Genomic DNA, 23,163 nt, shown 5'->3' with positions numbered 1-23,163 from the left:
GCAACCGAAGATCGCCAGTGCTGACGCAGGTTGTGAGGGTTTCGTAACAATTCACCCCCAAGTTATCCACACAATTCATCGATCTTGTTCACTTGCCAAAAGTCTCAATACTCACTATCTTGTTATCTATCTACTACCCACCCCCTATATATTGTGTTTACATACTGAACAATACACTACGACCTCAATGATTATCGCAATCATGGAGAGCGTAAATTTGTGCTGTATAGACATAGAGTAAGGGGGAACAAAGGTCCCGAACACATGAACCAAAGCCTACTTGTTACTAAACGCGATGGCAGCAAAGAACGCATCAATTTGGATAAAATCCACCGGGTCATCGACTGGGCCGCGGAAGGTTTACATAACGTCTCAGTATCTCAAGTAGAGTTGCGTTCACACATTCAGTTTTATGATGGTATTAAAACTGCTGATATCCATGAAACTATCATCAAAGCTGCCGCTGATCTGATCTCGCGCGACGCGCCGGATTATCAGTATCTGGCTGCACGTCTGGCTATTTTTCATCTGCGTAAAAAAGCCTACGGTCAGTTTGAACCGCCGAAATTGTTCGACCATGTGACGAAGATGGTCGATATGGGCAAATACGACAAGCATCTGCTGGAAGATTACACCGCAGAAGAGTTCGAACAGATGGACACTTTCATCGACCATTGGCGCGATATGAACTTCTCCTATGCAGCGGTTAAGCAGTTGGAAGGCAAATATCTGGTGCAGAACCGCGTCAGCGGTGAGATCTATGAAAGTGCCCAATTCCTGTACATTCTGGTTTCTGCCTGTTTGTTCTCAAACTACCCACGCGAAACCCGTCTGGATTACATCAAACGTTTCTATGATGCGATTTCTACCTTTAAGATTTCGCTGCCAACACCGATTATGTCTGGTGTTCGTACCCCAACTCGCCAGTTCAGCTCTTGCGTGTTGATTGAATGTGGTGACAGCCTGGATTCTATTAATGCCACCTCCAGCGCCATTGTGAAATATGTGTCACAACGTGCCGGTATTGGTATCAATGCGGGCCGTATCCGCGCGCTAGGTAGCCCAATTCGTGGCGGTGAAGCCTTCCACACCGGGTGTATTCCATTCTACAAACACTTCCAGACCGCCGTGAAATCCTGCTCACAGGGTGGCGTTCGTGGCGGTGCGGCCACTCTGTTCTACCCAATGTGGCATTTGGAAGTTGAGAGCCTGTTGGTGCTGAAAAACAACCGTGGCGTTGAAGGCAACCGCGTACGTCATATGGATTACGGCGTACAAATCAACAAACTGATGTATCAGCGTCTGTTGAAAGGCGAAGATATAACGCTGTTCAGCCCATCCGATGTGCCGGGGTTGTATGATGCGTTCTTCGCTGATCAAGATGAATTTGAGCGCCTTTATACTCAATATGAGCAAGATGACAGCATCCGTAAGCAACGTGTGAAAGCCGTCGAGTTATTCTCTCTGATGATGCAAGAACGTGCCTCTACTGGCCGTATCTATATTCAGAACGTGGATCACTGCAACACCCACAGCCCGTTTGACCCGAAAATTGCGCCGGTGCGCCAGTCAAACCTGTGTCTGGAAATTGCGTTGCCAACGAAACCGTTGAATGACATCAACGATGAAAATGGTGAAATCGCGCTGTGTACCTTGTCAGCATTCAACTTGGGTGCCATTGACAGCCTTGATGACTTAGAAGACTTGGCCGTGCTGGCGGTACGTGCGCTGGACGCCCTGTTGGACTATCAAGATTACCCGATTGCTGCGGCACAACGTGGTGCGATGGGCCGTCGTACCTTGGGTATTGGCGTGATTAACTTTGCTTATTATTTGGCGAAGAACGGTGTTCGTTATTCCGATGGCAGTGCCAACAATCTGACGCACCGCACCTTTGAAGCTATTCAGTACTATTTGCTGAAAGCCTCGAATGCGCTGGCCCGTGAGCAAGGTGCTTGCCAGTGGTTCAACGAAACCACCTATTCGCAGGGTATTCTGCCGATCGATACCTATAAGAAAGATTTGGACAATATCAGCGACGAGCCGCTGCATTACGATTGGGAAACGCTGCGCAAAGACATTCAGACTTACGGCCTGCGTAACTCCACGTTGTCAGCGCTGATGCCGTCCGAGACCTCTTCGCAGATTTCCAATGCCACCAATGGTATTGAGCCACCACGCGGATATGTCAGTATCAAAGCATCGAAAGACGGTATTCTGCGCCAAGTGGTTCCTGAGTATGAACGTCTGAAAGATGCTTACGAACTGCTGTGGGACATGCCAAATAACGACGGTTACCTGCAACTGGTCGGTTTGATGCAGAAATTCGTCGATCAGGCGATTTCAGCTAACACCAACTACGACCCAACTCGCTTCCCGTCCGGCAAAGTGCCAATGAAGCAGTTGCTGAAAGACTTGCTGACGACTTACAAATTTGGCGTAAAAACCCTTTACTATCAAAACACCCGAGATGGTGCTGATGATGTGCAGGAAGATATTCAGAGTCAGCCTGGTGATGATGACTGTGAAGGCGGTGCATGTAAGATCTGATTTTTAGTTCCGGCCCTCCCCCGGTTCAATAAGGCGTGTTCGTGATAACGCGCCAACCGGGGGATGATTCATTTTGTCGCTAAATACAGAATGTCATGGGCCTCTCTTCATTTGCCTTTTGCTGTTCCCTGAGGAAATCATGGCCTATACCACTTTTTCGCAAAATAAAAACAACCAGTTGCTCGAGCCGATGTTCTTTGGTCAACCCGTCAATGTGGCGCGTTTCGACCAGCAAAAACACGCTATTTTCGAGAAACTGATTGAAAAGCAACTGTCGTTTTTCTGGCGTCCGGAAGAGATTGACGTCTCTCGGGATCGTATCGATTATCAGAATCTGCCAGAACACGAAAAACACATTTTTATCAGCAACCTGAAATACCAAACCTTGCTGGACTCTATTCAGGGCCGCAGCCCTAATATCGCCCTGTTGCCACTCATCTCGATTCCTGAGCTGGAAACCTGGGTTGAAACTTGGTCATTCTCGGAAACCATTCACTCACGTTCTTACACGCATATCATCCGCAATATCGTTAATGACCCTGCGATTGTTTTCGATGATATCGTGACCAACGAAGAGATCCTCAAGCGCGCGAAAGATATCTCGGCGTATTATGACGATCTGATTGAGATGACCAGTTACTACCATCTGCTGGGCGAAGGCAGTCATCAGGTTAATGGCAAAACGGTGGTGGTTAATCTGCGCGAGCTGAAAAAACAGCTTTATCTGTGCTTGATGAGTGTGAATGCACTGGAAGCTATTCGTTTCTATGTCAGCTTCGCCTGTTCCTTTGCCTTTGCCGAGCGCGAACTGATGGAAGGCAATGCGAAAATCATCAAAATGATTGCGCGCGATGAAGCCCTGCATCTGACGGGCACTCAACATATTCTGAATTTGATGCGCTCAGGCGAAGACGATCCTGAAATGGCCGAAATTGCCCAAGAGTGTCAGCAACAGTGCTATGACCTGTTTGTTTTGGCCGCAGAACAAGAGAAAGAGTGGGCCGAATATCTGTTCCGCGACGGCTCCATGATTGGTCTGAATAAAGATATTTTATGCCAATATGTTGAATATATTACTAATATTCGCATGCAAGCCGTGGGTCTCGGTGTGCCATTTGCTATTCGCACCAATCCAATTCCGTGGATCAATTCGTGGTTAGTTTCCGATAACGTGCAAGTTGCACCGCAGGAAGTTGAAGTCAGTTCTTATCTGGTCGGTCAGATTGATTCAGAAGTCAGTGCTGATGACCTGAGTGATTTCGAGCTGTAATCGATGAAATCTCTAGTGACGTTGAGCACCACCGGTGCTCAACTTACCCCCCCAGCGAATAGCCGCAATTTGTTGGAAACGCTCGAACACCATCAGGTACAAATCGAGTACCAATGCCGCTCCGGCTATTGTGGCTCTTGCCGCCTGCGTTTGCTGAAGGGCGAGGTTTGCTATCACCAGCAACCGCTGGCCTTTATCCAAACCGGTGAGATCCTGCCCTGCTGCTGTCAACCACAGGGTGATATTGAAATCGAGCTTTAGTGACCGACCCTTATCGAGAGATTGTATTGTCAAAACATAAGCTTGGCTTATTCCTCATCAAGAAAGTTCGGATTTCACCTATAATCAGACTCCCGGTTGTGTGATATTTTACTGTCGGTATTACCTGATAAATCATAGGGACAAAAAATGAAAATAGTGTCAATCGCGATAACCAGCCTGTTAATGGCAGCATCGGTCAGTACTTTTGCCGCCACAGAGCCGCAGCTTGATCGGCAACAGCCGTTAGAGAAGATTGCGCCTTATCCACAAGCTGAAAAAGGCATGAGCCGCCAGGTAATTTTCCTTGATCCACAAGAAGATGAAAGCCGCTTCAAAGTTGAATTGCTGATTGGAAAAACCCTTGAAGTTGACTGTAACCGTCATATGCTCGGTGGCAATCTGGAAACCAGAACTCTGTCTGGTTGGGGATTTGACTATCTGGTGATGGATAAAATCTCAGAACCGGCCTCTACCATGATGGCCTGCCCGGATAACAAGCGCCGCCCACAATTTATCGCCGCCAATCTGGGTGATGCCGGAATGCAGCGCTACAACAGCCGACTGCCAATTGTGGTGTATGTACCGCAAGGTGTTGATGTGAAATACCGAATTTGGGAAGCAGGCAAGGAAGTCAGAAGTGCGCAGGTGAAATAACCCGCGCGATAAACTCAATAACACAAAAGGCAGAATATAAATTCTGCCTTTTCGTTTCTGCGATAATTACAAAATCTCAACCACTTCCAGCCAGCCGTGTTGACCGCAGACTGGGCTGCCCTTCAGCCAGCGGCGTAACATATCCAATGCCAGCATGGCGCTACTTTCCTGACGAATACGCAATCCATGGCGGCTGGCCTGATAACGTACTGTCTGGGCAAAAGTCCCATCAGGGGTATGCAGCGCCACACTTAAACGATCATTTTGCATGGTACTCACAGCCAGCACCACCTGCGCACCGCACAGCATAGATAATGACTGAGCACGGCTGGCAACTTCGGTTAAGGATTCTTGGCAATGAGCCGGTAATAGCTCGCCCCCCGCCAATGGCGCGCTCGCACTCTGTAACTGCCAGTGCATCAATCCGCCAGTAAATTGCTCGCTGACCGCCAACAGCAACCCGCGCTGCGTCAATTGTTCAGCCAACAATGCTGGCAAACCTTGAGTACCTTCAAAGATGGTGCTGTCGCCCGCCACCGCCCTTACCTGCTGCCACACTTGCTCCATCGCCGCACGCTGCGAGGCTGGTCCGGTTAACTTCAATTCAATGATAGGTGCAGATGAACGATAACCGAGCACCGCCCCCTGTGGGAGTGACAGCGGGTCTAGCTCTAGCGCCAAATCACTTTCAGAGCGACCAAAGGTGGTCATTCGTAAACATAATGGTGGCTCAGCCACCTCAAAATGCTGGCGTAACCGCGGCATAATCTGCTGCTTAACCATCACTTTAAATTCTGACGGCACGCCGGGGGTGAAAAACATTAAGCACTTATTAAGCTGTAATGCGAAACCACAGGCAGTACCAACCGGGTTATCCAGCATTTCTGCATTGGCCGGAATATGGGCTTGCTTGCGGTTAGTCGACGACATCACCCTGCCGCGCTCATGAAAGAAAGCCTCCATCCGCGCAATCCATTCAGGATGCTCAATCAGCTCCGTTCCAGCGGCTCGCGCTGCCGCCAATGCACTCAGATCATCACTGGTTGGCCCAAGCCCGCCATTGACAATCAACACATCGGCCACCTGGCTGCGCTCAGTTAACACCTCAATAAGAGCCGAGAGTGAATCACCGACAGTTTCCCTACTGCTGATGGGTAATCCCTGATTAAACAAATAATCTGCCAGCCATGCAGCATTGGTATCAATAATCTGCCCATGTAGCACTTCATCCCCGGTACTCAACATCTCAACTCTGATCATTTTCTTCTCCGTTCAACCCATACCACTCACTTTATGAATCTCAGCACCTAAACACAATCATTTCCCACTGGGATAAAAAATAAGCGCAATAAATGTATCTGTTTTCATACACCTATTAATGTAAACATAATATTACACTGCGCGTAACGTCGATTTGACACAAATAGGCCAATCTACTACTCTGCTGCACTCAATAATTCCAATAAATTGTCATGTAGTAGAGGAAAGCGTGAAGAATCGCACTCTGGGCAGTATATTTATCGTTGCCGGCACCACCATTGGTGCAGGTATGCTGGCTATGCCACTGGCCGCTGCCGGTGTTGGCTTTGGCGTTACACTTGCATTGTTAATTTCTCTTTGGTTATTAATGTGTTATACCGCATTACTCTTAGTTGAAGTCTATCAGCACGAAGCGGCAGATACCGGGCTGGGTACCTTGGCTAAACGTTATCTCGGCAATCGAGGCCAATGGATCACCGGCTTTAGCATGATGTTTCTGATGTATGCACTGACGGCAGCCTATATCAGTGGTGCAGGCGAATTGCTGGCAACCAGTATCAGCCAATGGACTCAGCACTCATTTCCCACCTCACTCGGCGTGCTGCTGTTCACCCTGGTTGCCGGTGGCGTGGTCTGTATCGGAACCCACTCGGTCGATTTATTTAACCGTATCCTCTTCAGCGCCAAAATTATCTTCCTGATTGTGATGTTGGCATTGATGATGCCGCATATTGAAAAAACCAACTTATTGACGCTGCCATTGGAACAAGGGCTGGCTCTCTCGGCTATTCCAGTGATTTTCACTTCATTTGGTTTTCATGGCAGCGTACCAAGTATTGTCAATTATATGGGCGGCAATATTCGCAAACTGCGCTGGGTATTTATTATCGGCAGCGCCATTCCGCTAATTGCTTATATTTTCTGGCAATTGACCACGTTAGGCTCTATTTCCTCCCCGACTTTTATGGGTATTTTGGCGCAGCAAGCTGGTTTGAATGGGTTATTGCAAGCGGTGCGCGATGTGGTGGCCTCTCCCCATGTTGAGCTGGCGGTTCACTTGTTTGCCGATTTGGCGCTGGCAACCTCATTCCTCGGAGTGGCATTAGGGCTGTTTGACTATCTAGCAGACTTATTTAAACGCCGTAATTCAGTGCGCGGCCGCCTGCAAACCGGCGTCATTACCTTTGTGCCGCCGCTGCTGTTCGCGCTGTTTTATCCACGTGGCTTTATCATGGCGCTGGGCTTTGCCGCCGTCGCACTATCCGTGTTGGCATTAATTCTGCCCGCGATGCTGGCGTGGAAAGCACGTAAAATCCATCAGGGAAGTTATCGAGTCTGGGGCGGGAAACCGGCACTGGCCGCGGTATTTGCTTGTGGAGTTGTGGTCATTAGTATTCAGGTGGGAATTGTTACTGGCGCGCTACCTGCGGTTGGGTAAGTTTTCCCCGGTAATCAGTTTTAACCATACAACCATTAAGGCGTAGCGCGCTAAGTCAATCTGAGTGCGCCCAGCGCGGCGTGATGACGCGCAGTAGCCAAACGCCCGCAGCCATTGGGGCTACAGCAAGGCAGCAAACGAACTCATCCCGATGAGCTGACTTAAGTCAGTGGTTCGGGGGAGTAAGTGCCGCTAACACCGCTGTAGCCTCAAGGGCATATGGGAATTAGAAGTTCAGGCCGGCACCAATATACACCCCATCCGCCAGGCGATTATCACGATGCCCTTCTTTACCTTCCATATTGATATAGCGATAACCGACATCAACAGTCAGTGGGCGGAAGACACTCCAGCGCACGCCACCGTTGGCTTCGCTGTAAGATTTCATGCCGCTAGTCAACTCTTCTGGGGCGAAATAGCCTTCACCGTATAAAGTGAATGACTTGTTGATTGGATAGGTTAAACCGCCGCCAATCGCAATCGCACCGCCATTGCTACCGTCTTCTGGTGACATATAAATGCCTTTCCCGCCGACAGTGGCCATCATTGGGCCAATCGGTAAATTGAAGCCCAAGCCCATGCCGTAGATATCTCCGTCATGGTCACTACGCGCCCAGTTACCACTGATAGCCAGGCCGCCAGTGTTAGTGCCAAGGCCGAATCCTAAGTTGGTGTAATGACGCCCGGTTTCGGCGTTAAAACTCACTGCACTGGCTGAACCCGCCACAAACAGCAAGCTGGCAGCGCCCGCAATTAAATGCTTCTTCATATTTTTCTCTCATTATTCGTGATGTCACCCATGAGCAAACTCTGGCTAACAGGTTTTTCCTGTACCGAGTTTAACCGAAAAAAAGCCCATAAACACACGGAAAAAACGATTAAATACCACAGTATTTCAAATGATTGTAAATAGTTATGCAATTTATATGTCTTATGTTGGCGATAGTAACGATAAGGCGTGCCTATTTGCTGAATCGCGGCAATAAGGCTACAACTAGTGTGGAGATCAAAGAATAAATCCCTGATGTTGTTTAAGTTATTATCTTGTCAATCAGGCTTTTGGCGCGATGTAATGCTTTAAAACACCCGAAAACGCAATCAATTCAACAGCTATACTGGAGAAAATGATGAGCAAAAAGAAAGGATTAACGACCGCAGCTGGTGCTCCCGTTGTTGATAATAATAATGTTGTTACTGCAGGCCGACGTGGCCCGATGTTACTGCAAGACGTGTGGTTCCTGGAAAAACTAGCCCATTTCGACCGCGAAGTTATCCCAGAGCGCCGCATGCATGCTAAAGGTTCTGGTGCTTACGGTACGTTTACCGTGACTCACGATATTACCCGATACACACGAGCAAAAATTTTCTCCGAGATTGGTAAGCAAACTGAAATGTTTGTCCGCTTCTCAACCGTTGCTGGCGAACGTGGTGCTGCTGATGCTGAGCGTGATATTCGTGGTTTCGCCATGAAATATTACACCGAAGAAGGCAACTGGGATTTAGTCGGTAATGACACGCCAGTGTTTTATTTACGTGACCCGCTGAAGTTCCCCGACTTAAACCACGTAGTAAAACGCGACCCACGCACCAACCTGCGTAACCCAATTTATAAGTGGGATTTCTTCTCCCAGCTACCAGAATCGCTACACCAGCTCACCATCGATTTCAGTGACCGCGGCCTGCCAAAATCTTATCGCCACATGCACGGATTCGGCAGTCATACCTTCAGTTTTATCAATGCCAACAATGAGCGTTTCTGGGTTAAATTCCATTTCCGCTGCCAACAAGGCATTGAAAATCTTATGGATGATGAAGCTGAAAAACTGGTTGGCACAGACAGAGAAAGTTCACAGCGTGATTTGTACGAAGCAATCGAACGTGGTGACTTCCCGCGTTGGAATCTACAGATTCAGATAATGCCAGAGCATGAAGCATCACAAACGCCTTATAATCCGTTTGACCTGACCAAGGTGTGGCCACACGGCGATTATCCATTAATTGATGTGGGTTTCTTCGAGTTAAACCGTAACCCGGAAAACTACTTCGCCGAAGTTGAGCAAGCCTCATTTAACCCCGCCAACGTGGTTCCGGGAGTGAGTTTCTCTCCTGACCGTATGCTGCAAGGCCGTCTGTTCTCCTACGGCGATGCTGCACGTTATCGTTTGGGGGTTAACCATCATCAGATCCCGGTGAACAGTGCTAAATGTCCATTCCACAATTATCATCGCGACGGCGCAATGCGCGTTGATGGTAACAGTGGCAATACCGCGACTTACGAACCAAACAGTTTTGGTTTGTTCCAGGAACAACCTGATTTCAGCGAACCGCCATTAACACTGGAAGGGGCGGCAGATCACTGGAATCATCGCGAAGATGAAGATTACTTCTCACAACCACGGGCGCTATTCAACCTGCTCAGTGCAGAAGAACATCAACGGATGTTTGCCCGTATTGCCGGTGAACTATCTCAAGTTCCGGAAGAGATCCAACGTCGTCAGGTAGAGCTGTTTACCAAGGTTCATCCTGATTACGGTAATGGCGTGAAGAAAGCGCTGGGATTAAATTAAGACGTTTATAAAAAACCCCTCGCTTGAGGGGTTTTTATTTTGCTGTTTTTAAATGGAGTTCATTTTTAATAAACTCAGCCACCAACCGCCGCGAAACCTTAATTCCGCCGTTTTTCAGTTCATCAGGTAAACGATAAAAAGCCAGCGGGCGCTGGAATACAGCTAATTGCGGCCTAAGCCAATCGGCTAGCGCTGCTTCATCCAGCATGCTATTGGTATCAATCACGGCGACCGGACGATGACCAAATTCTGGGTCGGGGATGGGCAGTATAAAGGCTTGCTGTATGCCGGGATATTGCAGCAAAATCCGCTCGATATCTTCGGGTTGGATACCCTCGCCACCACTGAAAAAGACATTATCCAGCCGCCCAAGAATCCGCAGCTCATCTTGTTGCCACATACCGCGATCACGGGTGTGGAACCAGCCATCACTGTCGGTCAGTGGCTGTAGCTGGCCTTGTCGCCAATACCCGGCAGCCAGACAATCGGCTTTAACCCAGACTTCCTCTGCAACCAGCTTCACTTGCCGCCCCGCAAGAGCGATACCGACACCGGGTAAGCCGTCGGCCCGCTTGGCACAAACTGTCGAGGCGGCTTCAGTCAAACCATAGCCACACCAACAGCGAATACCACGAGCCTCTGCTTGCTCGGTCAGTTCGGTTGGAATACTCGCCCCCCCTAGCAGCACCTCTTGCAAGCTAAGCTTACTGTCGGCCCCCTCTAACAGACGCCAGAGTTGGGTCGGCACCAGTGACGCGTGGCTGCATCCGGCTAAGGCATCGGATAAGTTCATACCGGTTTGCACCACCAAAGTAGCTCCGACACTTAACCAGCGCCAGACAATGCCCTGCCCCGACACATGAAATAGCGGCAACGAGAGCAGCCAACTGTCTTCCGCTGTGAAATGCATTAACTGCAATACGCCCTCTGCACTGGCCAGATGGGCCGCCAGAGTATGGACCGCCGCCTTGGGCAAACCCGAGGAACCAGAGGTTAATGTCATAGTCGCCAGTCGCTGGCTATCCCATGGCACCACTTGAGGCGCGAAATTCTCAGCACTGAGATGTAGCGGAAGAAAGGTTAATGGCGCAGGTAATGGATCAGCCAGATTCAGCATAAAATCAATATCAAACTGTGGCAGCAGTGAGGTTAACAACGCCTCGGGCAATTGAGGATTGAGGGGTAAAATGCGCGCCGCACATTGCAACCCGGCCAGATAGGCCAGCAGCAATGAATAACTGTTTTTACCCCGCAGCACGATAGCGCTGCCGGGCGTTACGCCTTGCTGCTGAAAACTACCGGCCAGATTATCAATATCCGTAGCGAACTGTTGCCAACTGATCAGCTGCGACCCCACACGGAGCGCGACTGTCTGAGGCCGCTGATTGGCCCAATGTTGCCAGGGCCAGTCGGTTAGCTGTGCCATAACACATCCAGTTGGTCCAGGGTTACTAACGGCAAACTGCTCTCAGGCCATGGGCGTATTAATTGCGCTTGCATCAAATCCAGTGTATCCAACCCCGGAACCGTTGCCGGTGTCAGCCAGTTCGCTAACCGTGCTAATTGAGTCAACCCCAGACTCGACTCAATACTGGAGCTGATAACCGCCACCAACCCCGCCTGATGGGCTTGCTGCACCAGCTGTTGGCAACGTGCGATGCTGCCCACGAGCGTCGGTTTGATGACTATCGCGGCGACGCCCGGCTCGGCTTCCACCTGAAAATCAGCCTCGCGAACACTTTCGTCCCAAGCGATGGCAATCCCGGTGTCACGAGCAAACTCGCGGGATTCAGCCCGGGTTTTGCACGGTTCTTCCAGAAATGCGATGCGCGAACGCAGTTCAGGATTCACATATTTGGCAAATCCATCGGCCTTTGCTCTGGTCCAACTGCGATTAGCATCCAGCCGCAGTGTTAAGTCAGGTAAGGCTTCCAACAGCACATTGACGATCATCCCGTCACGCACAGCTTCATACAGCCCGACCTTCACCTTGGCAACCTTCTCACCGGGCAGTGCCTGAAGCACGGCGAACAACTCGTCAGGATCGCCACTACAAAGTGGCGCTTTGCGGTAATCGGCGGTCATTGGCAAAGATTGCTCAAGCTCTGCTTGCGCGCAACTGAGGCCAAAAGCCACCGAAGGCAGCGTGCCGAGTGAGAGTTCCTCACCCTTGACCCAGTTTTGTAGCCACTGAGTGGCCGCCGTTTGCGCCTGATCCAGGGTTTCCTGACTGAACTCCGGCAGGGGAGCAATTTCCCCCCAGCCGGTTTGCTCGCCTTGCTGCAACTTCACCAATAACCCATCACGACTTTTCAGCCGTTGATGACGCAGGATCACCCCGGCATCCATCGGGATGCTATAGCGGTAAAGTGTGGCCGCGCGCATTATGGATTACGCTTGAATTTGCTGAAGTCTGGCTGGCGTTTTTCATTGAATGCATTACGCCCTTCCTGGCCTTCATCTGTCATATAGAACAGCATAGTGGCATTGCCCGCCAACTCTTGCAGACCCGCCTGACCGTCGCAGTCAGCATTCAGCGCGGCTTTGAGGCAACGCAATGCCATTGGGCTGTTTTGCAGCATTTCGCGACACCAGCGTACCGTCTCTTTTTCTAACTCAGCAAGCGGTACCACGGTATTGACCAGTCCCATATCCAGTGCTTGTTTAGCATCATATTGGCGGCACAGGAACCAGATTTCACGCGCTTTCTTCTGACCCACAATCCGCGCCATATAAGCCGCGCCCCAGCCACCATCGAATGAACCGACTTTAGGGCCGGTTTGGCCGAAAATGGCATTATCAGCGGCCACGGTAAGGTCACACATCATATGCAATACATGGCCGCCACCAATAGAATAGCCAGCAACCATTGCCACAACGGGTTTTGGACAGGTGCGGATCTGGCGTTGGAAATCCAGAACATTCAGGTGATGAACACCACTGTTATCTTGATAGCCGCCGTAGTCACCACGGACTTTCTGATCACCGCCAGAGCAGAAGGCTTTTTCACCTTCACCGGTCAGAATGATCACTCCGATATTGTCATCATAGCGAGCATCAGCCAGCGCCTGAATCATCTCTTTAACCGTTAACGGACGAAATGCATTACGCACATGTGGACGGTTAATGGTGATTTTGGCAATCCCATCGCTGGATTTGTGATAACGAATATCTTCAAACCCGGCGGAGCAATCCTGCCACTCGATGGCGGCGTACAGTTGTTCTTCGCTCGGATACAGCATAGTAAGCATTCCTTTAACGGGAGAGGGACAAAAACGAAAGTACCTGCGCGGCAAAAGCGCCGGGATTTGCCCGGTGCGCATTGTGCCCAGCGCGGGCCAGTGTGCGTAATGGCAGCTGATATTGATGAGCCAATTGCTGGAATTTACTATCTTTTGCGCCACACAAATAAGTATAAGGGACATTAAGTCTCTGTAAGGCTGGTAATAGCCAAGGCTGATGCCCAAGGGAGGTGGCTTCCAGCATATCGGCCACCGCCGGGCCATGGTTAGCGGCGCGCAATAACACTAATTGTTCCCGTTGCTGCGCATCTAAATCAGCAAACACATCCTGCTGATACCAATCTGCCAATACTTGTGGCAAAGGTTCGTGACGAAAACGTTGTGCCCATTGACGGTCTTGCTGTAACCGCTGAGCCCGTAATTCATCACTTTCCAACCCGAGGTTTCCCCCTTCGACCAATAACCCCTGCATACCGCGATGGCTACCATAACAAGCATGATACATCGCGATTCTGCCGCCTAAAGAGTAGCCTGCCAGCCAATATTCGTGAATGCCGTTAGCCTGCAATGTTTGTGCTAACTGGCGGCTGATATCAGCAAAGCCGCTGGTGGTCAGAGTGGCAGAGTTACCGTGGCCCGGCAGATCAACCAGCAGTGAGGGATAATCACCACACAATTCTGCTACCGGCAGCCAATCCTGACCGCTGCCCAATAAACCATGCAGCCAGACCAGCCATGGCCCGCTATGTTGCTGCGCAGAGGATTGCGGGTGTGGATCGAGTTTACGGCAAGCCAGTGTCATAGTTGGGCCACCTGTTGCACCAGTTGTTGCAGCGTTTCTGCCCCTTGGCTTGGTGGTACCACGATTTCAATCAGTGTCACACCGCCGTGTAGCCAACATTGTTCTATCTGCTGTTGCAGCATCAACATGCTCTCTGGCCGGGCATAACCTAAGCCAAACATAGCAGCGGCATGTTCAAAATTCACATTTTGCGGCATGCAGTAAAAGCGTTGGCGGTCTGCTTCTGGGGTCGGCAACAGAGAGAAAATCTGCCCGCCATTATTGTTCATCACCAGCAGCACGGTCGGCGCTGAACTTTGGCGCAATAATGCCAGGGCATTAAGATCATATAGAGCCGATAAATCCCCGACAATCGCCAGTGTCGGCTTAGCAGTGGCTCGCTGAACACCGGCTGCAGTCGATAACAGACCATCAATACCGCTGGCCCCGCGGTTACTGTAAACCGGATAGCCCACCGGTAATTGCCCCAGAGCGTCAATCAAGCGAACAATCAAACTGTTACCGACAAAAAGCTGGCCATTATCCGGCAATAATTCGACAAGTTGATGCGCTACTGCCGCCTCACTGAATTGGTCGTTCAATGTTTGTGCCACCAGGGCATGGGCATTTTCTGACCACAGAACAAGCTCGGTCGCCCACGGAGTACGGCGCTGTGCCGGGTGCTGTTCCAGCCACTCATTTACTGGCGAAATAATTCTACGCCCCCGATGATTAGCCGGATCAAGGCGGCCCGGTAATGAATCCACCAGCCAATACTCCTGCGGCTGGCACTGCTCTTGCCATTGCAACAGGCGCTTACCGGTCAGGCTGCTACCAAACTGCAACACTATCTGTGCCTGTGCCAGAACACGCTGAGCGCCCGGATGCTCGAGCCATAAATCAGCGCAAGGTAAGGGCTGGCCGGTTTGTGAGAGCACATCGCCAATCAATGGCCAGCCCAACAGTTGCGCCCATTCAGCCAGTTGGCTCCCCTCTTCGGCACTCATCCGACCGGCAATGACGACGCCGCGTTTTTGACGCCAGGAGAACCAATCGGCTTGTTGTATATGGGGTAAATTGCGGGACTGACGTAACCACGGATGGCAATCTTGCCACCAGTCACCCAGGCTGGCAGACCAATCAGCATAAAGTTGGTCATCACCGCCATAGAGCGGCTCCGCAAATGGGCAGTTAACATGCAGGCCGCCATGATGTAATTGCGCCATGGCACTGTCGAGGGTAGACACCAGCCAACTGGCTGGAATATCGGGGGTGGGACGCGGCAAATTAAGTGTGACAGTGGGATGGCTGGCAAACAGCCCTGATTGTCGAATGGCCTGATTCGCCCCGCAATCAATTAATTCCGGCGGGCGGTCAGCGGTCAGTAATATCAAGCGCTCCCCCGTCAGTCCGGCCTCAATTAAGGCCGGATAGAGATTGGCAGCAGCAGTGCCGGAAGTGACAATCACCGCCACCGGCTCAGTGGAGGCTTTCGCCAACCCCAAGGCCAGATGCCCTAAGCCACGCTCATCAAAATGGGTATGACAAACCAGTGACGGGTTCGCGGCAGCCGCCAAAGTTAAGGGTGTTGAACGGGAACCCGGAGCAATACAGATATGACGTACACCGTGGCGAGTTAACGCCTCCAGTAGTAATGCCGCCCAACGACGGTTAAAAACGCTTGTCGACATGGTTCGCCCAAAAGTCAGTTAACAGACACTGCGATCCCGATAATCAGCACGAGGAACAAAATTGTCCTCTGAAAAATCCCGGAGTGACTGATTAATGGTTAAATTTTTACCGATCTATACAACATAAGTGGCTTACATTTGCCGAGTTGTGACCTTTTTTGACAGTTTACACCTGCCGCATAGGAGCCACAATCTATCCACATAACTGGTGCGGTTAATTACCGCATTTTATGAAATATTATGTTGCTGTTGCTGAGTGAGCAACGTTCGCAAACCAGCCGATTTATTATTAATTTCATGCCACTCTTGCTCGGCATCAGAACCCGCAACGATACCTGCACCGGCATACAGATGGAGCAATTGTTCCTCCACCCATGCTGAACGCAGAGTGACACTGAATTCACTCTGTTTCTGTGAAAGATATCCCGCCGAACCGGCATACCAGCCGCGAGAAAAAGGTTCATTTTCTGCAATAAACTGCCGGGCAATATTGCGCGGTAAACCCGCTACCGCTGCGGTTGGCTGGAGCCGTTGTAAGCAATCAGTATCACTGGTGCGATGAAGTTCGGCATGAATGCGACGGCGTAAATGCTGGACTTTACGCAACCTGATAACTTCCGGCGGCATCACATCCACCGCGACAACTCCACCTTGTAAACGCTGACAAATATCATCAACTACCAGTAAGTTTTCCCGCTGATTTTTTTCATCATTCATCAGCCAATGAGCCAGTTCGCTGGCTTGCGCGGCATCATCGTCATTTGACACCGTACCCGCCAATGCTTCGGTTTCCAGATGGCAAAGTTGGCGCAGATACAGGCGCTCCGGGCTGGAGCCGAGGAATGCCCGCGTTGCATCAAAGCGCAACATATAATGGAAACAATGGTGATTAACCTGACGGCTGGCGGCCATAAAAGCGGTGCAAGAGAGCGGTTTATTCAGCCTTAAATGAGTGGCTCGCGCCAACACCACCTTTTCCATCTTTTGCTGTTCAATGCAGCCCAGAGCTTGCTGAATCAGGCTGCTCCATTGCGGATATTCCGGCATATGGCTGGCATGCTCAATCACCTGGTCCAGCACCGGGAGCGGTTTGGCGGCAACCAGTTGATCAATAAAGGTGATGGCGAGTAACGCATCTTGCTGTAGGGAAAAGTCGCTAACCAGATTGAGTGTCAAATGGGTGTTATTACCGCGACGTAAAATTTCAATACGGGGCAAAAACAGGAAGCTGGTTTGCGTGGGTTGAACATTATCGGGATTATCAGTTGTGGGCGCGGCAACACTCACGGGTTCAAATGCATTCAGCCCCCAAACTCGCAGCCCGCTGACCGCGTGGTGCTGCTGGATAAACTGATCTGCCGATTGTACATCATTAAACTGGCGGGTTTGACCACAGACAGCGGCCTCTTCATGACCATCACGATGATGCCAATAGAATTGCGGGAAATGGCACTGAGCCGCCAGCCACTCCAGCAATTGGCTCCCCACTTGCCCCGGCGCGGGCAAGATAATTTGCCGAATACCGGCCTGGTCAGGGAAACCGGCGCGCAGCTTTTGCCGTAATTCGCCCAACAAACCAGAAAGTTGCTTCACGACCACCTCGGCAAATCAACAGAAAGAGTGGGATTATACGGGCCATGAATAATAAAAAAAGTCAGATTGAAAAGTTATTGTTCGTTATCACACTAATATTTGATATCGGTAGCTATCCTTACCTCTTAATAGGGTGAAAAGGCAGGAATACACCCACCCTTCACATGGGTTTAAGGTGCTTGGCGGGTACGAGAGGTCACTTAGCGGCGAGCCAATAATAAGCCCACGACCAACCCCACCGTTGCGCCAATCCCCACACTGCACCAAGGTTTTTCGCGCACATAATCATCGGTACAGCACGCGAGCGCTTTCGCCCGTTTGATATAGCATTCACTGCGGCCACTCAAACGGTATTGAACCTCCTTTAATGCTTTCTCCGCCCGTGCTTTGATTTCCTGATAACTTTCATCGGCAGCATCACCAGAAGCCCGCAACACCTCTTCCAGCGTATCAGTCAGCATAGTCAGATCGTCATCCAGTGAGGTTTGCTGTTCTTTATCTCGATTCATATGCGTTCTCCATGATTAAAAAAGATCATCCTGTAAGGATAGTCTATCTGAGGAGCGGTGGGGATGATTTGGGTGGATGATGAGTTTGTGGGTTAGGTGAGCCGTTTTGGCTGTTAGAGTTTCACGGCTCACTCTACCCTCCATCCTTGTCGGCAATATTCCTGATGGCGCTCAACGTCAAAACCATGAATAAAAAGATCCAAGATCTGGGGTTCAGTGCATCTTGTGCCCCTTTGGCGGCTGGGGCATCTGAGGAGAGGTGGCCACTAATCGCATGTCAACCGAAGCGGATCACCCAGCCCAAATCAACCATAAACACTACATGCCCCCTGCTCTGCGCCGGTAAATCTCTCACGTAGCGCACCAAATAACTCTCGGCCAGACCCCACGTGGAACGCTGAAATATCCGGCATTTCCGGGTGGCGGCTTGCTAATTCGGCTTCATCCACCAGCAGTGAAAGCTCACCACTAACACCATCCACCCGCACCCGATCACCATTACGGATTTTTGCCAGTAAACCGCCACAATAAGCTTCTGGAGTCACATGAATCGCTGATGGTACCTTACCCGATGCGCCGGACAGACGACCATCAGTCACCAGTGCTACCTTAAAACCACGATCCAATAACACCCCCAGTGGTGGCATCAATTTATGCAGCTCCGGCATACCAATAGCCCGCGGCCCTTGATAGCGCACCACCACCACGCAGTCCCGGTCCAGTGCACCGGATTCAAATGCTGGCCCGACGTCATGTTGACTTTCAAATACCACTGCTGGCCCTTCGATAATTTGATGGTCATGCGGCACTGCCGAGGTTTTCATCACCGCTCGCCCCAGATTGCCACTTAATACTTTGGTGCCTCCATGTGGCGAGAACGGCTGAGCTAAACAGGCAATCACTTGATCATCCAACGACTGCGCAGGCCCACTACGCCATTGCAGTTCGTCGTTTTCCAAATAGGGCTCCTGAGTATAACGTTGCAGGCCAAATCCCGCCACGGTATGCACATCTTCATGCAGTAAACCGCCTTGCAGTAATTCTCTTACCAGCAAGGCCACCCCACCGGCAGCCTGAAAATAATTAATATCAGCCGGGCCATTGGGATAAATCCGGCATAGCTGAGGAATCACTTCCGATAGCTCGGAGAAATCATCCCAATCAATCATAATGCCAGCGGCGCGTGCCATTGCCACCAAATGCATGGTGTGATTAGTCGAACCACCGGTTGCCAGCAAGGCCACGATGCCATTGACCACCACTTTTTCGTCCACCAACTGACCAATAGGCAGATAGTTGCCACTGATTTGTGTCAGGCGAGTGACCTGACGAGCCGCCGCCGCAGTTAAAGCATCACGCAGTGGCGTGTTAGGCTGGATAAATGAAGAGCCGGGCAAGTGCAGCCCCATCACTTCCATCACCATCTGATTCGAATTGGCAGTGCCGTAAAATGTACAAGTTCCGGCACTGTGATAAGAGGCTGCCTCGGCTTCTAATAGCGCATGCCGGTCAACTTTCCCTTCAGCGTAGAGTTGCCGCACCCGCACTTTTTCTTTATTGGATAAGCCGCTGCTCATCGGCCCGGCGGGAACGAAAACCGCCGGTAAGTGACCGAATGACAAAGCAGCCATCAGTAACCCCGGCACGATTTTGTCACACACCCCAAGATATAAAGCGCCATCGAACATATTGTGTGATAGGCCGATAGCCGCTGACATGGCAATCACATCGCGGCTCATCAGCGACAGTTCCATACCATCTTGCCCTTGCGTTACCCCATCACACATGGCGGGAACCCCGCCAGCCACCTGCCCGACCGCCCCCACTTTATGCAGCGCCTCTTTCAACTGTTGCGGATAATGTTCATACGGTTGATGGGCAGACAGCATATCGTTATAGGAAGTAATAATGGCAATGTCACTGCGCACCATATTTTTCAGTGCGGCTTTATCGTCAGGTTGGCAAGCAGCAAAACCATGAGCCAGATTGCCGCAAGCCAGTTGCGAACGGTGAACCGTGTTTTCTTTTGCCGCACTGATTCGCTGTAGATAAGCCGTACGAGTCGCCGCAGACCGCGCAATAATACGCTGCGTAACACGAATGAGAGTCGGGTTCATCGCCATTCCTTATTCACTCAAGGGAGTCAAAAGTTCAATACTGCCCGCAGGAAGACCGATAAAGTCGGCCAATACTTGCAACAGTAAATTGTGATCATCTAAATGTGGCGCGCCAGAAACGTTCACGCTGCCAATAATTCCGGCCTGTTTAATCTGTAGCGGGAACCCGCCACCTAGTGCAGCATAATCGCGCGAACTGACGCCATAGCGCGCCTCAAGTGAGGTCTGCCGCTGTTGCAGCATTAACCCGGCGGCATAGGAACTGGTGCCCAATAACGCCACAACATTGCGTTTACGCCGTAACCAATCACGGTTCTCAGCACTGGTGCCGGGCATGGCGTAGCTAAATAAAGTCTGCCCGTTCACCGTGATATTGATAGCCAGCGCCACACCTTGTTGCTCGGCCTGATGCTTTATTTTTTCACCTAACAACCAAGCAGTTTCATGATTGAAATGCGTCAGTTGCAACAGCTGTTGATGCTGGTGGCTGTGGGCGAGTTGCTGCGATAAATTCATGAGTTCCTCCGATGATAGTTAGCGGGCGGCATGGCTATTTCAGCGGATGCCGCCGACCGACTTAAGCGCGTTTTGCCTTGGCTAAGTCTTTGTCAGCAAGCCCCTTGGCGGTGACTTCAACATCACACTCCTTCGGCAGACTCAAGGTAATCAGCCCAGCGATAATCAAGGAACCGGCTAGCATACAAACCGCCGCGCTTTGGCCGTAGAAGAAGATCATCACACCGACCAGATATGGGCCGCAGAAACCGCCCAAATTACCTAACCCGTTAATCACACCACGCGCCCCACCCGCCACTTCCGGCACAGCAATACGCCCAGGAATAGACCAGAATGGACTGGTCGCGGCTTTCAGGAAGAAACCACACACCACCAATGCCAAATAAGAGATCAATACGTTGTGACGGAAAATAACCGATGTCACCAGACCGGCAGCAAAGCAGAACAGGGAAATCATAATTAACAGGCGGCGTTTACCGGTTTTATCCGCTAGCGCAGAGATGACATAAATACCGGCGGTAGTGGCGATAAAAGGCAGAATGGCCAGAATGCCGACAGAGGCCATATTGCCGCCAGTAAGATTTTTCAGGATAGTGGGCAACCATAAGGTGTAGCCATAATCCCCGGTCTGATAAAAGAAGTTCAGCGCGACCAGTTTCATCAAACCTTTATTCAGGAAAACAGCTTTTAGCGGTGCATTAGTCACTGGCGCATCCAGCTTACGCTCAGCACGTTCCCGAGCCAGCTCGGTGACCAGATAATCGCGCTCTTTTGCTGATAGCCATTTGGCCTCTTCTGGCCGGTCACTGATAACAAACCACCACATCACCAGCACCACGGCTGACAGCGAGCCTTCCAGGAAGAACAGCCAACGCCAATCTAGCGCATTGATGATAAAACCGGATAGCGGTGCGGTGAACATGCCGCCGATGGGGGCAAACATCATCACGAAAGCATTGGCGCGGCCAATTTCACGTTCCGGGAACCAGTTGCTGACCATGGTCAACACCACCGGTAACATGCCGCCCTCGGAAACCCCCAGCACAAAGCGCAGGAATAACAGTTGATAATGGTTAGTGACAAAGCCCGTCAAGATAGAAACGACGGCCCAAACCATAAGAGAGTAAGCAATAAATTTTCTGCCGCTGCCATGAACAGCAATACGGCCACCCGGTACTTGTAAAAATAAATAGCCAATAAAGAAAATACCGCCCGCTAAACCGGCCATTTGGCTGGTAATAGCCAGATCACTTTCCATACCGCCCGGTAGTGCAAAACTAATATTAACCCGGTCCATAAAAGAAATAATACAAGCAATCATTATTGGAACAATAACGCGAAACCAACGGGCATTAGGGATCTTACTGTCCATATATATACGCCTTATGATAATAGCAAAGTATTACCCTGCACCACGAATAAAGGTGCAGGATAGGGCGAAAGCAAATAAGGGATATTTGCTACTGTTAATTAAAATTCACAAAATATTTTTATTATTACTAATATTTAGTTTATTTATAGATGATTGCAGTTGGCGCTGTTTTACCGGAGAAATGGGCTAGAATATTTGAGAAGACAATATCGCTCATTTGAATTCGAGTTTCAGTCGTAGCACTGGCAATATGCGGCAGCAATACAACATTACCCATATCAATCAAGGCTTGTGGCACATTAGGTTCATCTGCAAATACATCTAAACCAGCACCACCAATCTCTTGCTGCTGTAATGCGAGAATTAAGTCATCCTGATTAACCATGCTGCCACGCGCAATATTGATCAGCAGTGCATGATTTGGCATAGCCGCAAAAGTGGTTTTATTCACCAGACCGGCACTGTCTTTCCCACCCGAGATAGCCACCACCAAAATATCACTTTGTTTGGCAAGAGTGATTAAGTCCGGCACATATTGGTATGGCAGGCTCTCGATATGTACAGTGTCGGTATAAGCAATTGGCATATCGAAACCCGCGGCACGGCGGGCAATGGCCTGACCAATCCGCCCCATACCAAAGATACCCAGACGTTTACCCGTCACTTTAGCGGATAATGGCAGGCTGCTATGTGGCCACTGCCCGGCACGCAGGAATTTATCGGCCTGGCATAAACGGCGCGAGGTGGCAATAATCAGCCCCAACGCGGTGTCAGCGACATCGTCAGTCAATACTCCCGGTGTCGTGGTCACAATGATATTACGCTCACGAGTCATATCCAGATCCACTGCATCCGTGCCCACCCCAAATATTGAGATAATCTGCACTTCAGGTAATAACGCCAGCACCTCGTTGGTCACACCAATATCACCGCGGGTCACAATACCTTTAATATTCTTGCCCTGCTCTGCTAGAAATTCAGCTGGATCAGTCACCTGGAAGAGTTTATGAACAGTAAAATTTTGTTCCAGCTTCTCAGTTAAATAGTCCATTACCGGGGCGATAATCAATACGGCTTGTTTGCTGTTTTTCATTACGAGTACCTGATCATGTCAATAAATCAAAAAACCAGAATGGCGGCAGGTAATCATTGGATGATTGAGCCATTCAGCGAATGTGGTTATGAGACCTGTTTTCAATGTTTTATTTTGTGATGTGGGTCACTGTAAATCATGTTAAGAAAACATGTTACCGGTAACGTGATCGACTTATCATTGCTTATGCTGAATTGTTTCAGCCAATCAAATAGGCGTTAATGATTTATGTAACTCATTAATTAAAAT

The 23,163-nt window shown here is 50.2% G+C and carries 19 protein-coding genes; 6 read left to right on the top strand and 13 right to left on the bottom strand.

Annotation, left to right across the window (positions count from 1 at the left end):
• Positions 1-264 precede the first annotated feature (264 nt).
• From nrdA to eco, 4 genes are all read left to right on the top strand, one after another.
• Positions 265-2,550: a class 1a ribonucleoside-diphosphate reductase subunit alpha gene (gene nrdA / locus FTA96_RS15030; protein ID WP_050120860.1), complete on the top strand. Its 2,286-nt coding sequence runs from the start codon at positions 265-267 to the stop codon at positions 2,548-2,550.
• Positions 2,551-2,689: 139 nt separating this feature from the next.
• The gene (gene nrdB / locus FTA96_RS15025; protein ID WP_050106134.1) at positions 2,690-3,820 is read left to right on the top strand and encodes a class Ia ribonucleoside-diphosphate reductase subunit beta; all 1,131 of its coding nucleotides are present in this window, start codon (positions 2,690-2,692) and stop codon (positions 3,818-3,820) included.
• Between the two features lie 3 nt (positions 3,821-3,823).
• Positions 3,824-4,081 (top strand): class I ribonucleotide reductase maintenance protein YfaE, encoded by a 258-nt coding sequence (gene yfaE, locus FTA96_RS15020; protein ID WP_050120859.1) that lies wholly within the window; start codon positions 3,824-3,826, stop codon positions 4,079-4,081.
• A gap of 147 nt (positions 4,082-4,228) precedes the next feature.
• A complete protein-coding gene (eco, locus tag FTA96_RS15015) occupies positions 4,229-4,735 on the top strand; it encodes a serine protease inhibitor ecotin (protein ID WP_050106132.1) in 507 nt (168 codons plus the stop codon).
• A 66-nt stretch (positions 4,736-4,801) separates the two neighbouring features.
• Here eco and FTA96_RS15010 read toward each other — a convergent pair whose 3' ends face one another.
• On the bottom strand, positions 4,802-5,995 hold the full coding sequence (locus FTA96_RS15010) for a nicotinamide mononucleotide deamidase-related protein YfaY (protein ID WP_050106131.1): 1,194 nt from the start codon (positions 5,993-5,995) through the stop codon (positions 4,802-4,804).
• 229 nt (positions 5,996-6,224) lie between these two features.
• Here FTA96_RS15010 and tyrP point away from each other — a divergent pair, with 229 nt between their 5' ends.
• A complete protein-coding gene (tyrP, locus tag FTA96_RS15005) occupies positions 6,225-7,433 on the top strand; it encodes a tyrosine transporter TyrP (protein WP_050106130.1) in 1,209 nt (402 codons plus the stop codon).
• A 226-nt stretch (positions 7,434-7,659) separates the two neighbouring features.
• Here tyrP and FTA96_RS15000 read toward each other — a convergent pair whose 3' ends face one another.
• Positions 7,660-8,202, bottom strand: a complete 543-nt coding sequence (locus tag FTA96_RS15000) for a YfaZ family protein (protein WP_050120856.1) — start codon at positions 8,200-8,202, stop codon at positions 7,660-7,662.
• A gap of 358 nt (positions 8,203-8,560) precedes the next feature.
• Between FTA96_RS15000 and FTA96_RS14995 the strand changes: the two genes are divergently transcribed.
• Positions 8,561-10,000 (top strand): catalase, encoded by a 1,440-nt coding sequence (locus FTA96_RS14995; RefSeq protein ID WP_050106128.1) that lies wholly within the window; start codon positions 8,561-8,563, stop codon positions 9,998-10,000.
• A gap of 34 nt (positions 10,001-10,034) precedes the next feature.
• Here the strand turns inward: FTA96_RS14995 and menE are convergent, their stop codons facing one another.
• The 11 genes from menE to FTA96_RS14940 form a co-directional block, all read right to left on the bottom strand.
• Positions 10,035-11,426 carry an o-succinylbenzoate--CoA ligase gene (gene menE / locus FTA96_RS14990; protein WP_145574208.1) on the bottom strand — a complete coding sequence of 464 codons (1,392 nt, stop codon included), beginning with the start codon at positions 11,424-11,426 and terminating at the stop codon, positions 10,035-10,037.
• Positions 11,414-12,385 (bottom strand): o-succinylbenzoate synthase, encoded by a 972-nt coding sequence (menC, locus tag FTA96_RS14985; protein ID WP_050106126.1) that lies wholly within the window; start codon positions 12,383-12,385, stop codon positions 11,414-11,416. The genes menE and menC overlap by 13 nt, the downstream gene beginning before the upstream one ends.
• On the bottom strand, positions 12,385-13,242 hold the full coding sequence (menB, locus tag FTA96_RS14980) for a 1,4-dihydroxy-2-naphthoyl-CoA synthase (RefSeq protein ID WP_050106125.1): 858 nt from the start codon (positions 13,240-13,242) through the stop codon (positions 12,385-12,387). The genes menC and menB overlap by 1 nt, the downstream gene beginning before the upstream one ends.
• A 13-nt stretch (positions 13,243-13,255) precedes the next feature.
• Complete coding sequence (gene menH, locus FTA96_RS14975; RefSeq protein ID WP_050132945.1) at positions 13,256-14,044, bottom strand: 2-succinyl-6-hydroxy-2,4-cyclohexadiene-1-carboxylate synthase; 789 nt, start codon at positions 14,042-14,044, stop codon at positions 13,256-13,258.
• Positions 14,041-15,714, bottom strand: a complete 1,674-nt coding sequence (gene menD / locus FTA96_RS14970; RefSeq protein ID WP_050106123.1) for a 2-succinyl-5-enolpyruvyl-6-hydroxy-3-cyclohexene-1-carboxylic-acid synthase — start codon at positions 15,712-15,714, stop codon at positions 14,041-14,043. The genes menH and menD overlap by 4 nt, the downstream gene beginning before the upstream one ends.
• Positions 15,715-15,942: 228 nt before the next feature.
• Positions 15,943-17,307, bottom strand: coding sequence for an isochorismate synthase MenF (gene menF / locus FTA96_RS14965; RefSeq protein WP_145574206.1), 1,365 nt, complete (start codon positions 17,305-17,307; stop codon positions 15,943-15,945).
• 200 nt (positions 17,308-17,507) lie between these two features.
• Positions 17,508-17,816, bottom strand: coding sequence for a DUF883 domain-containing protein (locus FTA96_RS14960; protein ID WP_050106121.1), 309 nt, complete (start codon positions 17,814-17,816; stop codon positions 17,508-17,510).
• A 305-nt stretch (positions 17,817-18,121) separates the two neighbouring features.
• Entirely contained in the window at positions 18,122-19,933 is a 1,812-nt protein-coding gene (edd, locus tag FTA96_RS14955) for a phosphogluconate dehydratase (protein WP_186372881.1), read from the bottom strand.
• 9 nt (positions 19,934-19,942) lie between these two features.
• A complete protein-coding gene (locus FTA96_RS14950) occupies positions 19,943-20,449 on the bottom strand; it encodes a heme-degrading domain-containing protein (protein ID WP_050120850.1) in 507 nt (168 codons plus the stop codon).
• A gap of 61 nt (positions 20,450-20,510) precedes the next feature.
• Positions 20,511-21,821: an MFS transporter gene (locus tag FTA96_RS14945; RefSeq protein WP_050106118.1), complete on the bottom strand. Its 1,311-nt coding sequence runs from the start codon at positions 21,819-21,821 to the stop codon at positions 20,511-20,513.
• Between the two features lie 139 nt (positions 21,822-21,960).
• The gene (locus tag FTA96_RS14940) at positions 21,961-22,914 is read right to left on the bottom strand and encodes a 2-hydroxyacid dehydrogenase (protein ID WP_050132940.1); all 954 of its coding nucleotides are present in this window, start codon (positions 22,912-22,914) and stop codon (positions 21,961-21,963) included.
• Positions 22,915-23,163 lie beyond the last annotated feature (249 nt).

The organism is Yersinia alsatica (assembly GCF_902170305.1).
GTDB classification, from domain to species: Bacteria; Pseudomonadota; Gammaproteobacteria; order Enterobacterales; family Enterobacteriaceae; genus Yersinia; species Yersinia alsatica.
Note: the sequence above shows the minus strand (reverse complement) of the source record. Positions and strands in the feature narration are given on the sequence as shown.